Source organism: Priestia sp. SRI_019 (genome assembly GCF_057586255.1).
The window spans coordinates 1,434,758-1,450,542 of sequence record NZ_JBYCZN010000002.1; the positions used below are offsets into that span (position 1 = coordinate 1,434,758).

At 38.2% G+C, this 15,785-nt stretch carries 13 protein-coding genes; 5 read left to right on the plus strand and 8 right to left on the minus strand.

All coding sequences use genetic code 11. The features are described 5' to 3' along the window. Nucleotides 1–270: 270 nt before the first annotated feature. The gene (gene nhaC, locus AC2YJL_RS17560; protein WP_230932052.1) at nucleotides 271–1,653 is read right to left on the minus strand and encodes a Na+/H+ antiporter NhaC; all 1,383 of its coding nucleotides are present in this window, start codon (nucleotides 1,651–1,653) and stop codon (nucleotides 271–273) included. 418 nt (nucleotides 1,654–2,071) lie between these two features. Here nhaC and AC2YJL_RS17565 point away from each other — a divergent pair, with 418 nt between their 5' ends. Further along, complete coding sequence (locus AC2YJL_RS17565; RefSeq protein ID WP_230932051.1) at nucleotides 2,072–4,186, plus strand: ATP-dependent Clp protease ATP-binding subunit; 2,115 nt, start codon at nucleotides 2,072–2,074, stop codon at nucleotides 4,184–4,186. A gap of 51 nt (nucleotides 4,187–4,237) precedes the next feature. On the opposite strand, the gene AC2YJL_RS17570 is transcribed toward AC2YJL_RS17565, so the two are convergent. Then, complete coding sequence (locus AC2YJL_RS17570) at nucleotides 4,238–4,504, minus strand: hypothetical protein (protein WP_221780614.1); 267 nt, start codon at nucleotides 4,502–4,504, stop codon at nucleotides 4,238–4,240. A 340-nt stretch (nucleotides 4,505–4,844) separates the two neighbouring features. Between AC2YJL_RS17570 and AC2YJL_RS17575 the strand changes: the two genes are divergently transcribed. Then, nucleotides 4,845–6,428, plus strand: coding sequence for a PAS domain S-box protein (locus AC2YJL_RS17575; RefSeq protein WP_251567594.1), 1,584 nt, complete (start codon nucleotides 4,845–4,847; stop codon nucleotides 6,426–6,428). A 348-nt stretch (nucleotides 6,429–6,776) separates the two neighbouring features. Here the strand turns inward: AC2YJL_RS17575 and AC2YJL_RS17580 are convergent, their stop codons facing one another. After that, on the minus strand, nucleotides 6,777–8,471 hold the full coding sequence (locus tag AC2YJL_RS17580) for a M3 family oligoendopeptidase (RefSeq protein WP_251568345.1): 1,695 nt from the start codon (nucleotides 8,469–8,471) through the stop codon (nucleotides 6,777–6,779). Nucleotides 8,472–8,641: 170 nt separating this feature from the next. Then, complete coding sequence (locus AC2YJL_RS17585; RefSeq protein ID WP_028407897.1) at nucleotides 8,642–9,112, minus strand: MarR family winged helix-turn-helix transcriptional regulator; 471 nt, start codon at nucleotides 9,110–9,112, stop codon at nucleotides 8,642–8,644. 199 nt (nucleotides 9,113–9,311) lie between these two features. Between AC2YJL_RS17585 and AC2YJL_RS17590 the strand changes: the two genes are divergently transcribed. Together AC2YJL_RS17590 and AC2YJL_RS17595 are read left to right on the plus strand one after the other, a co-directional pair. Continuing rightward, on the plus strand, nucleotides 9,312–10,079 hold the full coding sequence (locus AC2YJL_RS17590) for a DUF4931 domain-containing protein (protein ID WP_028414160.1): 768 nt from the start codon (nucleotides 9,312–9,314) through the stop codon (nucleotides 10,077–10,079). A gap of 156 nt (nucleotides 10,080–10,235) precedes the next feature. After that, complete coding sequence (locus AC2YJL_RS17595; protein WP_251567592.1) at nucleotides 10,236–10,967, plus strand: ZIP family metal transporter; 732 nt, start codon at nucleotides 10,236–10,238, stop codon at nucleotides 10,965–10,967. A 64-nt stretch (nucleotides 10,968–11,031) separates the two neighbouring features. Here AC2YJL_RS17595 and AC2YJL_RS17600 read toward each other — a convergent pair whose 3' ends face one another. Continuing rightward, a complete protein-coding gene (locus AC2YJL_RS17600) occupies nucleotides 11,032–11,271 on the minus strand; it encodes an aspartyl-phosphate phosphatase Spo0E family protein (protein WP_013082228.1) in 240 nt (79 codons plus the stop codon). A gap of 263 nt (nucleotides 11,272–11,534) precedes the next feature. On the opposite strand from AC2YJL_RS17600, the gene AC2YJL_RS17605 reads away from it, so the two are divergent. Beyond that, complete coding sequence (locus tag AC2YJL_RS17605; RefSeq protein WP_230932049.1) at nucleotides 11,535–11,693, plus strand: hypothetical protein; 159 nt, start codon at nucleotides 11,535–11,537, stop codon at nucleotides 11,691–11,693. A 121-nt stretch (nucleotides 11,694–11,814) separates the two neighbouring features. Here AC2YJL_RS17605 and AC2YJL_RS17610 read toward each other — a convergent pair whose 3' ends face one another. The 3 genes from AC2YJL_RS17610 to AC2YJL_RS17620 form a co-directional block, all read right to left on the minus strand. Beyond that, nucleotides 11,815–13,155 carry a CoA-disulfide reductase gene (locus AC2YJL_RS17610; protein WP_251567590.1) on the minus strand — a complete coding sequence of 447 codons (1,341 nt, stop codon included), beginning with the start codon at nucleotides 13,153–13,155 and terminating at the stop codon, nucleotides 11,815–11,817. 86 nt (nucleotides 13,156–13,241) lie between these two features. Next, the gene (locus AC2YJL_RS17615) at nucleotides 13,242–14,276 is read right to left on the minus strand and encodes an ABC transporter permease (protein ID WP_230932047.1); all 1,035 of its coding nucleotides are present in this window, start codon (nucleotides 14,274–14,276) and stop codon (nucleotides 13,242–13,244) included. Then, nucleotides 14,273–15,778, minus strand: coding sequence for a sugar ABC transporter ATP-binding protein (locus tag AC2YJL_RS17620; RefSeq protein WP_251567572.1), 1,506 nt, complete (start codon nucleotides 15,776–15,778; stop codon nucleotides 14,273–14,275). The genes AC2YJL_RS17615 and AC2YJL_RS17620 overlap by 4 nt, the downstream gene beginning before the upstream one ends. Between the last annotated feature and the right edge of the window lie 7 nt (nucleotides 15,779–15,785).

Here is a 15,785-nt window from a genome sequence, read left to right on the forward strand (position 1 = left end):
TATCTTTTCTCTTTTATAATGAGTGTTTTCATTTCGCTTTACCCTTCTTAAATGTTTGCTAAAAAGGGCATTCATCCCATCGCCAATACAGCTTATTTATCATACCGCAAAACCCAAATTTCTTCATCTGTAAAGAAATAAGAATTCATACAAATACATTAACAAGAAAGACGTATAGTAAATTGTATTATTAAATTATAGATTTGAAAAGTGGAATGATACTTTTTTTGTCGTTTTTTACCTGTCCTTTTTCAAAAAAAAAAAGCCCAGTTAAGACTGAGCTTTTTTCTTGGCAATGCCAATGCCTGTATATGCTAAAATAATTGAAAAAATAGGACATAAAATGCTAAAGAATGTAAATGGAACATAATCAGCTGCTGGAATATTTAATGCAGTTGAAATAAAAGCGCCGCTGACACCCCACGGAATAATAGCATTAATAACCGTTCCGCCGTCTTCAAGCGTTCGTGATAAGTTTTTTGGATCTAAATTCCACTTTTCATACAGCGGCTTAAACGTCTGTCCAGGTAAGAGAATCGATAAATACTGTTCTCCTGTAATAACGTTCACTCCAATTGAAGATAGAAGCGTAGCAAAAATAACGTCTCCGCTGCGGCGAATTTGTTTTGCTAATCCTTCTAACAAAGCATCAATAATTCCAACGGCTCTCATCAAGCCACCTAGCGACAAGGCAATCATGATAAGGGAAATAGAAAACATCATGGACTGCAGTCCGCCTTTATTTACGATCGCATCCACTACTTTATTTCCTGACTCTACTGCCGGCCCGCTTTGAAGAACGCCTAGCAATTGACTCAGCGTAAATTCATGCTGTGTGATCATTCCTGTAATGATGGCCGTTACAATACCTAAAACTAACGTTGGCAGTACATCGACTCTTCTCATCGAAAAAATAAGAACTAAAAGTGGAGAAAGCAACGTTAACACGTGTAAATTAAACGTATGTTTTAATGCGTCTTGAATTCCTTGAATTTCCCCGTAATTGACGCTTTCCTGATTTCCGTTGATTCCGATTACCAGTGCAATGATTGCTGTAATAACAATACTTGGAACCGTCGTCCACGTAATGTGCTGAATATGTTTAGGAAGCGGCACTCCAACGATACCAGAAGCAAAATTTGTTGTATCAGACAAGGGAGACATCTTATCTCCAAACACAGCTCCTGAAACAATCATCCCCGCTGCTAGCCCTGGGTGTACACCAATAGCAGTTCCTACGCCAAATAAAGCGACCCCTACCGTACTGACGGTTGTTAATGAACTTCCCGTGAATGTTGAAACTAATACGGTAATAACCAAAGCACTAATTAAAAAGTACTGCGGTGAAATCCAGTGGAAACCGTAGGATAAAATCGTCGGTATCGTTCCTCCTACCATCCAAATCGCAATAAGCATCCCGATCAGCATTAAAATAAGGATAGGCTTAATGCCCAGTCTAACACCGTCTAAAATCCCTTTCTCCATTTCTGTCCACTTATATTTCAACAAAAAGCCAATCACACTAATAAATGCTACACCAAATATCAGCGGAATATGAGGCGGCAGCTTTAACGTAAATAATGAAACAAAAATAATAGCTAATAGCACCAGAACCACCGCTATTGATTGTATAAATGAAATTTCTTTTTTCATAAGGTATTCCCTTTCTATCTTTCTTTTTCACTTAAACGCTTTTATGCTTTTACGCAGTTAAGTGCAAACCTTCTTGAGTATAATTTTTATCCTTCTTGCTGTCAATAACTTATTTTATCCAACGGTAAGCTCTGCACTCATTTTCCCACTTTTCTTCTTATTAATATTAATTCCCTCTCCAAGCAGATCATTGTACAAAATGCCTCTTATGTTTTTACATGTATAGAACGGGTACACATAAAACACATCTTTTTTTAATGTACTACCTTTTGTACATAAGCGAGGAACTTCCCTCAAAATTTTTTAAGCAAAAGACTTGAAAGTCAGAAAAGGTCAAAGTATAATGAAATTACGAAAGGTCAAGAAAGGTCAAACACCTGCTGATCTTCGATTAAAATCATTTAGGGAGGCTAATTAAATGATTTGTCAAAACTGTAATAAACGTGAAGCATCTATTCAATTAAATGTACAAACAAATAATCAAAAATCTCAATATCGTTTATGTCATACATGTTATCAAGCACTTATGAAAGAACATAAAATCCCATCTGGTTTTGGAGGTGGCGGCTTTATGAACATCGATGATTTATTCAAGCAAATGGCGCACGAACAAGCTGCACCGGAGCAGCCACAGCAAGGAAATGGCGGCGGCGGCTTTTTAGATCAATTTGGTCGAAACTTAACTCAAATTGCGAAAACGGGATTGATTGACCCTGTTATTGGCCGCGAAGAAGAAGTAGAGCGCGTCATTGAAATTTTAAATAGAAGAAACAAAAACAACCCGGTGCTAATCGGAGAACCTGGTGTTGGTAAAACAGCTGTTGTTGAAGGGTTAGCTTTAAAAATTGCGGAAGGAAAAGTTCCTGCCAAGCTGCTAAATAAAGATGTATATCTGTTAGATGTAGCATCTCTCGTAGCTAATACCGGCGTGCGCGGTCAATTTGAAGAGCGCATGAAGCAGTTAATTTCTGAGCTTCAACAGCGAAAAAACGTGATTTTATTTATCGATGAAATTCACCTTCTTGTAGGAGCTGGTTCAGCGGAAGGTTCAATGGACGCAAGCAATATTTTAAAACCAGCTCTTGCACGAGGCGAACTTCAAGTAGTCGGAGCTACAACTTTAAAAGAGTACCGTTCCATTGAAAAAGATGCGGCTCTTGAACGACGCTTCCAGCCGGTTATGGTTCACGAACCGTCTGTAGAAGAAGCCGTTGAAATTCTAAAAGGAATCCAAAGTAAATATGAAGATTATCACGGCGTTAGCTATACAGATGAAGCGATCCGCGCTTGTGTAAATTTATCACACCGCTACATTCAAGATCGCTTCTTGCCTGATAAAGCAATTGACTTGCTAGATGAAGCAGGTTCAAAAATGAACTTACAGGCAGGCATTACAAATAAAGACGATGCGGCCGCTCGCTTAAAAGAAATTACAAAAGAAAAAGAGCAGGCGTTAAAGAATGAAAAATATGAAGTAGCGGCAAAACTGCGGGATGAAGAAGCTGCTCTTGAAAAACAATTGAACGAAGAACAGCAAAAAATGAATGTGGATATTGCTGACATTCAAGCAATTATTGAAAAGAAAACGGGTATCCCTGTTGGTAAACTTCAAGAAAATGAATCAGCAAAAATGAAACATTTAGCGGAGCACTTAGCTCAAAAAGTAATCGGACAGCAGGAAGCTGTAGAAAAAGTAGCAAAAGCGATTCGACGTTCTCGCGCTGGATTAAAAGCGAAGCATCGCCCAATTGGTTCATTCTTATTTGTCGGTCCAACAGGTGTCGGTAAAACAGAGTTAACCAAAACATTAGCTGAAGAACTATTCGGCTCAAAAGATGCTATGGTTCGTCTAGATATGAGTGAATATATGGAAAAACACGCGGTGTCTAAATTAATCGGTTCACCTCCTGGCTACGTAGGTCACGAAGAGGCAGGACAATTAACAGAGAAAGTACGCCGTAACCCTTATTCCATCATCTTACTAGACGAAATTGAAAAAGCTCATCCAGACGTTCAGCATATGTTTCTGCAAATTCTAGAAGACGGACGTCTAACAGATAGTCAAGGTCGCACAGTAAGCTTTAAAGACACAGTTATCATTATGACAAGTAACGCTGGTGTAGGTGAAAAGAAAATTACGGTTGGGTTTGACGCAGAAAATGACGCTCTTAAACAGGCATCCGTTTTAGATTCACTTTCATCTTATTTCAAACCAGAGTTTTTAAATCGATTTGATACAATCATTGAGTTTAATCACCTTGAAAAAGATAACTTGATTAAAATCGTTGACCTTATGCTTGCTGAATTAAAAGAAACATTACAAGAACAAAACATCACGCTGAGCGTAGCGGATGAGGTAAAAGAAAAACTGGCTGAACTTGGCTATCACCCTGCATTCGGTGCTAGACCGCTCCGCCGAGCAATTCAAGAACAGCTTGAAGATCGAATTACAGATTTACTGTTAGATGACGGAGACGTATCTACAGTGAACGTAACGTTAAATGAAGCAAGCGAAATCACCGTACAAAACTAATAGAAAAAGCGACTCTACTTGAGTCGCTTTTTTTTATAGAAATACTTACGTTTATTTACTTTCGTCTGTTTTTTCATCAGCACTATCCGTTGATTCTTCTTGATCATCAGCTGCTTCATCCCCAGATGAATCATCTGCTTCGTCTTGCTTCATTGTTTCCTGTGAATCATCTGTAGTTGTATCCTCCGCTTGAGTATCACCCGACTGTTCTGTTTGCTGTTCTGTGGCATCTTTTTCATCCGTTTGTGAGTTGCATGCTGTGATTAACATAATTGCTAGAAGTGATCCAAATAACTTGACTAATAAACTTTTGTTCATTTTACCGTCTCCCTTCGAATCATCTGAGCCTCTATGTAGTCACCATTCATATGGCTCTACTGGCAGTATAGCCTATCCAATTAGAAAAAAGTTCATTTTTACAAGGTTATCACAAAAGCTTTACATCCCCTTCATTTCGTTCATATTCCCCTCATATTTCCTTAATAGTTTATGACTAGCTGTATTCTAGATCTATCTTCCTTGGTCTAAGTGCTCAATTCAGCTATTCACACAGTTGTAACTATGCTAATATGAGTGATATATCACTATATCGTGCGACTAGCTGACTATAAAGTTATTCTCCTATAAAATTATTCACCATTTAAGAAAGGGATTTTTTATGGAATCACACAACCTCATAAAAAAACGGAATTTTATTCTTTTACTTATTTTTTGGCTGCTATATTTTGTCCACATTGTGTTATACCACTTTATTGCAGCTGATCCTCATATGATTGTTTTTATAAGCGGAGGAATTTTATTATTGGTAGTGACGGCTATGTACTACTTTCGTTTTCATCCTGCTATCATTATGTATTCTTTTTTTATATGCTATTATGCCTATATTGCGTACATGACATCTATTGAACCTGCCGTTATTAATTATTTATTTTTGTTTCTTGGAATTATTGTTAGCTTTATTTATTATAGCTATGTCGCTATTGTAATTTCTACATTAATGTCCATGATGATTGTTTTGTACTTTTATGTAAGCAACACTCTTTTTACATCTGTGACTTTCGTGAAATTAGATATCGTTTATTTCATTTTGTTTACGCTGATCACAATGATTATTTTGTTGTACTGTGCTCATTTCTCTAAAAAACTGATTGCTATTACGACGGTCAAAATGAACAAAACCGAAGATGAACTGTATTCAGCTCAAGAGTATTTACAATCTTTTTTTACATACAATCGCGACGCCATTGCCGTGTTCAGTCTAGACGGTAAAGTGATTAAAGTAAACGATGCTTTTGAGCAAATATACGGATGGAAAGCGGAAGAAATTGTCGGAAAAGCCATTCCATTTATTCCTGCCGGCTTAAAAGGCGACGCTGAAAGCCGATTAGAAAGGGTTAAAAAAGGAGAAAAGCTAGTAGCCTTTGAAACCCAGGACAAGCGAAAAGACGGAAAAATAATTGATGTAGAAAGTACTGTTTCACCTATTTTTAATCGTGATAAACAGGTCGTTGCGCTTTTTGGTATTTCACGCGATCTTACCGAAGAAAAGGAAACAGAAAAATTTCTTCGTCAAACCGATAAGTTATCTCTAGCCGGCGAAATGGCAGCGGGAATCGCTCATGAAATTCGAAATCCGCTTACTTCTCTGAATGGGTTTATTCAGCTTATTCATGAAGACAGCAGCCGCTATCATTCTTATACAACCATCATGCTTAGTGAACTGAATCGTATTAACTCAATCGTTGGAGAATTTTTATTGCTCGCTAAACCTCATGACACGGTTATGAAAAAGCACGCATTCTCTACTATTTTAAATGACGTTATTCTTCTGTATGAATCAGAATGTGTATTAAAAAATGTCGTAGTTAAAACGCAGGTGGAAGCCCCGCATACATACATCTGCTGTGATGCAAATCAAATTAAGCAAGTACTTATTAATTTGTTAAAAAATGCGCTCGAAGCTATGCCTAGCGGAGGAGAAATTCATTTAAACGTTACTCAGCATACTAAAGATCTTACTATTTTCATTAAAGATACAGGAGTCGGCATTCCTTCACATTTGCTTACGCACATTCAAAAGCCCTTTTTTACCACGAAGCCCTCAGGTACCGGTCTTGGACTTGTTGTGATTAAAAACATTTTGTATCAGCATAAAGGAACATTTGAGATTAAAAGCACTGTTGGCAAAGGAACCAGCGTTACCCTTACGATTCCTTTATGGGAACAAGAAATTAATCATTAAAAAAAGAGGCTGGAACAAAAGTATGTTAGCTGAAGAAAGATCCGAACGAGTTTGTTTCTTGATTAAGAATCAAACTCATTCGGATTTTTTATTATGAGGGTGAACGTAGATTTAATCTAGGCGCTTCTAGCTGTTGATTGAAGGGCAAGGCGAAGACTCCTGCGGGAAAAGCGGAATAGGTGAGACCCCGCAGGAGCATAAGCGCTGAGGAGGCTCACCGCCCGCCCGCGGAAAGCGAAGCCTTGCACGGAAATCAACGGCGGTGCAACAAGCGATTCATACTAGATTGTTTATCCCATTTGTTCGTCTTTAGATTGGATTGATTTTGTTGTGTCTCAATCTCTTTTTTTATAGCTTTTTATCGTCAATACTATTTAAATAGTTTTCAATTTCATCTACTACAGACTGCACGCAGCCCTCTTCGAATGGAGAGATCAAATTCGCTTCCTCTACTAATTCTAAAAACGGCTTACTTCCGCCAAGCTTACACAAATGAACGTAATCTTGCCATGCTTGTTCATGGTTTTCTCGATCTTTTTTCCAAAATTGAAATGCACAAATTTGAGCGAGCGTGTAATCAATATAATAAAACGGAGACGTGTAAATATGAAGCTGGCGCTGCCAGAAGCCCCCGCTTTCTAGATAGTGATGGCCGTCATAGTTTTTAGAAGGCATATATTTCTTTTCAATTTCTCGCCACGTTTGTTTTCGTTCCGAAGGCGTCATCTCAGGGCGTTCGTATACAGCATGCTGAAATTCGTCTACCGCTACTCCGTAAGGCAAGAAAGTTAATCCTGAGCTTAAATGAGAAAACTGGTATTTATCTTTGTCTTCTTTAAAGAACAACTCCATCCAAGGCCATGTAAAATACTCCATGCTCATCGAATGAATTTCAGCTCCTTCATGCGTAGGCCAGTGATACTCATTGGTTTCCATATCTCGGCTGGAATACACTTGAAAAGCATGCCCTGCTTCATGCGTTAACACATCAATATCGCCTGATGTTCCATTAAAATTCGAAAAAATAAACGGCGCTTTGTATTCTTCAATAAACGTACAGTAGCCTCCGCCTGCTTTGCCCTTTTTAGCGACTAAATCCATCAAATTATTTTCAAGCATAAAGGAAAAAAATTCGTCCGTCTCTTTAGAAAGCTCCTTATACATAATCCATCCATTTTCAATAATCCACTTTTCATCACCTTTTGGCACTGCGTTTCCTGTTTCAAACTGAAACGGTTCATCATAATAAGTTAAGCTCTCTACTTGAATTCTTTCCTGCTGACGCTTTTTTAGTTTTTCAGTAAGGGGAACAATATACTCTTTTACTTGTTTGCGAAAAGCGGCAACCATTTCAGCATCGTAGCCTATTCTAGACATACGAGCATAGCCCACTTCTACGAAATTTTTATAGCCTAATTTTTCAGCAAGCTTGGTCCGCACTTTTACAAGTTTGTCGTAAATATCATCAAATTCCTCTTCATGATCGGTAAAAAATTGAAACTTCGCTTCTGCTGCTTTTTTTCTCATTTCTCGATCAGGTGACTCCATAAACGGATCGAGCTGAGCTAACGTTCTTTCTTCTCCTTCAAATAAAATTTTAGCTGACGCCACTAGTTTCGTATATTGAGACGATAGCTTATTTTCTTCCTGCAGCTCTTTTACTATTTCAGGAGAGAACGTTTTTAACTGCATTTCAGCAAGAGAAAACAGCTGCTTGCCCCACTTTTCTTCTAGTTTCTCTTTAAAAGGCGAAGAGATTAACGCTTTGTAAAATTTCTCTACATATCCTTCTAAAAGCGGCTGTGTTTCGTCAAAATAGTCTTGTTCTTCTTTATAAAATTCATTCGCTGTGTCGATAGAATGACGAATATAGCAGATGTTCCCCATTGTGCTGTACTGGGAATACGCATCATTTGCTAGACGAATTGCCTCGTTTTGCTGACTGACTGACGCTGCTTCCGTAAAGTGTGTAATGGCCTTTTCAAACTGCTTTTCAATTTCATTCATATCAGGTCGCGTATATGTATAATTCTCAAATTTCATCATTTGTACCCCTTCCTCTATTGTCTGTATGTAACCTAATTCGTTTTTATCCAGCTGTATTCCTGTTAATTTCAATTTTTTGTCACTTTTTATTTTTTATGTCGATGGGTTATGAAAGAAGTCATAGAAAAAACTCGTTTGTTTAACAGAAACAAACGAGCTTTCTTTAATTAATTAGTCGATTCCGGTAAAAATTCATCTGCATAGTGCCCCAGTTTCTTAAGCATCGAAATAGCAACTTCCTTTTCTTCGCTAGACAGGACGGATAAAATATCATGAATTCTTTTTTCATGACTCGGAAACATACTTTCAATCATTTCCTTGCCTTGCTGAGTGATCGCTGCGTAGGTTACACGGCGATCGTTCGGACAAGCAACGCGCTCTAAGAAGCCTTTTTTCTCAAGCTTGTCTACTACATACGTAATACTGCCGCTTGCGAGTAAAATTTTTCCGCCAATTTGCTGCAGAGGCTGTTGACCTTTGTGATACAATAACTCTAGGACAGCAAATTCGGTTGGATTCATTCCATGCTGTTGAATAAATTTATGCACATGATCATTAATTGAACGATTGGCACGAGATAGTACAATAAATAATTTAAGAGATTGGTCTAACTCTTCTCTAGTTACATCATTCGTCATTTTAATCAGTTCCTTTAATATTATCTTGATATCAAGATAATACTAAAATTTCCCTTCAAAGTCAATCAAAGCAGACTTATTTCATCGGTTATTCTCTCCGCTTGTACAATTTTTTTGATAAAAAATGTATATAAGTGGATTTATACATATGCTTTTAATACAATAAACATATGACCATTACATAAAAAGGTGAATGATTATGAAACCAACCCATTTATTATTTAATTCCGCGATTGGTTCACAAAAGCCTGAAACAATCGTTAACCGGCAAAACCCCTGTCCCTTTTGCGACGTAGAATCTCTTACTGGCATTATTGAAAAACAAGGACCTATCATTTGGCTAAAAAATAAATTTCCCGTTCTGCAAGATGCTTATCAGACGGTTATTATTGAGACCGATGAGTGTTCTTCAGAACTGTCTATTTATCCAAAAGAACATCTGTACACCTTGCTGAGCTTTGCTACTGAACGATGGATATCGATGATGAACAGCGGTGAATATGCTTCTGTTCTTTTCTTCAAAAACCATGGACCTATGTCTGGGGGGTCGTTACGGCATCCTCATATGCAAATTATTGGTTTAAATGAGATGGATGTCAATGAAAATGTTAAGCTAGAGCAGTTTGAAGGAGTCACAATTGCAAAAAATGAACACGTCACATTTAATTTATCTGTAAAACCTAGAATGGGCTTTTTTGAATTTAACGTGATAACGGATCAGCTTGACAAAGAGCTGCACACATTTGCAGATTATCTTCAAACGGCTGCTCACTATTTATTAAATCATTTTCATCGTAGCTGCACGAGCTATAACTTATTTTTTTATAACCTTAAAAACGGCAAAATTGCGGCGAAAATCATTCCTCGCTTTGCCACATCTCCTTTGTATGTAGGATATGGCATTCCTCAAGTTTCCAATAAGCTTGAGCACATTGCTAACCAAGTTCAGGAGCTGTACTTTACCTAAAAAGTTGAACCTTCACTGGTTCAACTTTTTTGTAAGGTTATTGCATAAAGCTATTCATTTTTAAAATAGTCATGCTCATAGAAAACAAAAAAACATACACTAAAAGAACGATGTGAATTGAGGATAAAAAGAAGAATACGGAAAAGGAGACGGTTTATGACTGAGGTACTAATTGGAAGCATTCTTTCTGCGCTATCGACTGGAGTAGGCGCTTTGCCTATTATGTTTTTGAATCAAGAACTCACTCATCGCTGGAAAGATATACTTCTTGCGCTCACTGCAGGTATTATGACAGCTGCTTCTACTATGAGCTTGATTCCAGAATCTCTTCAAAGCGGCGGATTTTTTTCCTTAGCAATTGGCTTACTGCTTGGAGTTGTAACATTAACACTCTTGGAGCAGAATATTCCTCACATTGACCTTGAGCATTCTAAAACCGGCATTCAATTTGATGAAAAAGCACTTTTAATTGTTTCCGCTATTACTTTGCACAACCTTCCTGAAGGATTGTCTGTTGGTGTTAGCTACGCTTCAAATGTTGAAAATACAGGGAACTTAATCGCCCTTGCAATCGGTCTTCAAAATGCACCTGAAGGACTGTTGGTCGCGCTATTTTTAGCTCAGCAAAATATCAGTAAAATAAAAGCATTTTTAATTGCTACCCTTACAGGCTCCGTTGAGATTGTAACATCTTTACTCGGGTTTTATTTAACTAATTTTGTTGATTCTCTCGTTTCATATGGATTAGCTTTTGCTGCTGGAGCCATGCTGTTTATTATTTATAAAGAGTTGATTCCGGAAAGTCACGGCGATGGAAACGAAAGATTTGCTACTTATTCGTTTATTTTTGGTATTTTGTTTATGATCTTTTTAATTAACATTTTTTAAAGGTGAAGAGAGGCCACGGGCAGCATAATTGTTTTACTGCCCGATCCCGAATGCTTGTCCTGCATTACAGCTTTGAAAAAGATAAAAAGCGGCTAATCAGTGTGGCAAACGATGTCTTTTCTTCCTCTTCTTTTAAACGCTGCTTTTGATAAACGAGTAAGAGCTGATCAAGCTCTTGACTACAGGTAACGGTTTCTTCATTAGTCAAACCTTTTTCTTCTCCGAGCTGCACCATCTTTTGTCTTTTTTGGACGATTTCTACTAATAATCTCTCTGATTTCGTTCTATTTCTCACTCCAAACACAAAATCCTCTCCTATGACAAAGAAATTAGCTTATAACGCATTATTACAAATTCTACTAAATATGTAAATAGAGTCGCAATAATAGACATTTTTTTTGCAAAAAAATTATTTTGTCGGAATTTACAAACGCTTACATTACTATAGGAATACCATTTATCTTTTTTTTACAACTTGTTTTTCGACAAAAGATGCTGCTTGTCGAATCGAAAAAAGATTGAAACATAACGAAATAAATCTAATCGAAAGACGAACAAATGAGATACATGAGCTGGACTGCTTATGACACCGCAATTGATTTCCGTGCAAGGCTTCGCTTTCCGCGGGCGGCCGCTGAGCCTCCTCGTCGCTTGCGCTCCTGCGGGGTCTCACCTGTTCCGCTTTTCCCTCAGGAGCCTTCGCCTTGCCCTCCAATCAACTGCTAGAAGGAACGAAACAAATAAAACGATGTGCACCATCACAAAAAAAAACGAACCACTCATCAAACAGGTTGATGAATGGTTCGTTTTTTACTTGGACTCAACTACTTTTGTCCCAGCCTCTTTTTTATTCAGCTTTCTGAGCAGCAATTTGTACAGCATCCCATACCGTAGCAAAAGGAGGAGCGTACGAAAGATCTAGCATGGTTATTTCATCTGTTGTGAGGCGGCAAGTAATAGCTGTCGCAAATACATCGATTCGTTTTGATACTCCTTCTTTCCCAATCATTTGAACCCCCAAAATCTCTTTTGTTTCAGGATGATAAACAAGTTTTATCACAATCTTTTCAGCTCCTGGATAGTAAGAAGCATGACTCGGAGCCTCGGCCGTGATGGCTTTATATAAAAGAGAATTTTCTCTTGCTTCTCTTTCTGAAATGCCGGTTTTTCCGATTTCATAGTCCATCACTTTGACAATACTTGTACCTATAACACCGGGAAATTCTCGACTTTCTCCCCCTAATCGGTAACCAAGAACCCTTCCCTGCTTATTGGCAATGGTTCCAAGAGCAATATGAACATCTTTTTTTAATACGCGGTGATGGCTCGTTGCACAATCTCCTGCTGCGTAGATATGTGGCACGTTGGTTTCCAACTTCTCATTTACTAAAATAGCTCCATTTTCAAGCATCCTTAGTCCGTTTCTTTCTAAGAATTGCGTATTCGGATGAACTCCTACATTTACAATCACTAAATCTGTTTGATACGTTTGACGGTTTGTTTGAACGTGAGTGACGGAACCATCTGAATGCAGCAATGCTTCCACTTCTTCTTCGAAATGAAATAAAATATCGTCATCTAGCTGCTTTTGTAAATGCTCTGCCATTTCTTGATCTAAAATAGATAGAATCTGCTTTCCCTGTTCAATAACCCGTACTTCTTTTCCCAAAGCCTTCATTGCTTCAGCTACTTCCATTCCGACATATCCTCCGCCGATAATGGTGACTTTCTCTACGGAGTGAGCCTGTAGATATGTATAGATTCTTTCGCTGTCTTCTAATGACTTTAATGTGCATACATTCGGCATGTGATCCCTCATAAAATTGGGTTTAACAGCCGTTGTTCCAGTTGCAATGATGAGTTCATCATATGTTATCTCTTTTTCCGTTGACGTCTTTACATCTTGCACTACTATGTATTTTTTTGTATGATTTACTTCTTTAACTTCGTGGAAAAGATGGACGGAGATGTTTCGCTCTTCAAATTCTTGTTTCGTCCGAGCAATCAAATCGTCTTTTTCTTTTACAACTCCTGACAGATAATAAGGCATGCCACATGCGCTGTAAGAGATATCTCCACCTTTTTCAAACACAAGGATTTCCACTTCTTCTTTTTCTTTCATCCGGCGAAGCTGTGAAGCTGCGCTCATTCCGGCGGCTACTCCTCCTATAATGACGACACGTTTCATCTATACTCCCTCTTTCTACATAAATAATAAGCTATACTATTGTTTTTCCTTATTCTTCCCGATTTCAAACGAAAAAAAACGGCTGTTTACACAGCCGTAGATGTTTGTTTCGAGCGGTAATATGTTAAAGCCAAGGCTCCTGCTAATACAGCTCCTTTAATAATGTCTTGCATATAATACGGAACATTTAGCATCGTTAACCCATTTAACAGCACACCAATTAAAATAGAGCCAATCAGCGTCCCGAATACATTCGGTTTCCCTGCTCCAAATACGGAAAAGCCAATGTATGTAGCAGCTACGGCATCCATTAAAAATGGTGAACCCGCGTTTACTTCTCCTACTCCAATACGGGCAGCTAAAACGACTCCTCCAATTCCAGCAAGCAAACCTGAAAACATATAGGCATACATACGGTAACGATTAACCGGTACGCCCGAAAGTCTTGCTGCTTCTATGTTCCCTCCTGTTACGTAGAAAAAACGCCCAAACTTCGTATAGGAAAAAATGATATGAACAAGCAGCACAGTCAGCAGCATAATGATAACAGGAACAGGAATACCTAGTAAGTGACCTTGCCCCAGTGCAAGGAAAGATGGAATAAAAATTCCCGGAGCTCTGTCTCCGCTTGGTAAAGGCATATTGGTATAAATAGCTGAGCCTTTTGTATACGTTAATAAAATCCCCTGTACGATGAACATCATGGAAAGAGTGGCTAAAATATCAGGAATCTTTACTTTCACTACTAAAAAAGCATTTATTAACCCGATAAGAAGCGATGCAATAATCGGAACAATGATAGCGACTGCAATTTCTTGTCTGTGTAAAACAAGCATAGAGGCTGATAAAATAGTGGCTAACCCAGCCGTAGACCCTACAGATAAATCGAGTCCGTTGACGGTTAACGATATCGTTACACCAAGCGCTATTAAGGTAACAATGGAAATAGAGCGCAGGATATCACTAATGTTTTCTCCTGTTAAAAAGTTAGGTGTGGCAATGGAGAAAATAATCATAATAACAAAAATCATTAAGACTGTCCCATATTTATAAAAAAAGTCGAAAACGCTTATTTTTCTCTTTGGTTTCGCTACAGGTTCTGTTACATACTCCGCACTCATCCTTTTACTCCTCCTGCTGTATAATAAAATAATTTTTCACTAGTTGCTTCTTCTTTGGATAATTCTTTCACGATTTTCCCGTTGTACATAACATAAATTCGATCCGCTACCCCTAGCAGCTCCTCGAATTCACAGGTTGCATAAACAACGCCTTTTTGCTGTGACACAAGATTTGTAATTAAGTCGAATATTTCTCGTTTGGAGCCCACATCGACCCCTTTAGTTGGTTCATCAAACAACAGCACGCTAGAGTCCGTAACAAGCCATTTTCCGATTGCTACTTTCTGCTGATTTCCACCGCTTAACGTTCCAACTGACTGCTCGATAGAATGAGACTTTACGCCAACTTGCCCAGTCGTTTTCTGCGCTTTTTCTTTGATCTTTCCTCGCTTTAGAAATGAATAATTTGTAAAGCGGGACAGACTTGGCAAAACTAAGTTATCGGCAATCGATTCATGAACAAAAATTCCTTCTTTTCTTCGTTCTTCAGGAACAAGAGAAAGACCTTGTGCAATATAATAATACGGCTGCTTATTCAACTTTAATTTCTTGCCTTTTAACCGAACGCTGCCGCTCACATATTGCTCTAAACCAAATAGACTGCGGCAAAGCTCCGTTTTCCCCGCTCCGACAAGCCCTGCAATACCGACTACTTCTCCTTCTTTTACATGAAAAGAGATAGTAGAAAGGCGCCCTGGAAGAGATAATGCTTCTACATGTAAAAGTTCGTTTCCAATTTCTACTGATTTTTTGACCCACTGTTTTACAGAAGACGTTCCTAACATGAGCGTAATCACGTCTTCAATTGATGTATGTGCAGTTTCTTTTGTAGCTACATAGCGTCCGTCTTTTAAAACCGTTAAGCGGTCGCAAATATCAACCACTTCTTGAAGGCGATGTGAAATGTAAATAATGCCTACTCCGCTTTTCTTTAACTCTCTCATCACAGAAAACAATTGTTTCGTCTCTTCCACACTAAGAGGTGCGGTTGGTTCATCCAAAATTAAATAATCAACATTCTGTACAATTGCACGTGCAATAAGCACCTGCTGTTTTTCTGATAGAGTTAGGTCAACGACATTTTTTTTAACGGATAGAGAAGAGCCAAGTAAAGAAAGAGCTTCTTCCGCTTTCTTATAAATAGATTTCCAGTTTACAAATGTCTTACTTTTATTAGAAGTCTGCACGTCTAACACAATGTTTTCAGCTACTGACAGCGAAGGAACCAGCGCTACATCTACTTCTTGATGTACAATACCGATGCCGTGGCGCTTAGCTTCTTTAGGAGAAGAAATGGAGATCTCTTCTCCGTTTTTGAATATTTTTCCTTCGTACTCATCGTAAGCTCCGCACAATATTTTCATCAGCGTACTTTTACCGGCACCATTGGCTCCCAATAAAGCATGGATTTCCCCTTTTTGAACAGTAAAATCAACTTTGTTCAGCGCTTGAAAAGAACCAAAGTTTTTTGTAATGTTCTTCATTGAAAGCTCGTTCGTCATATCTGTC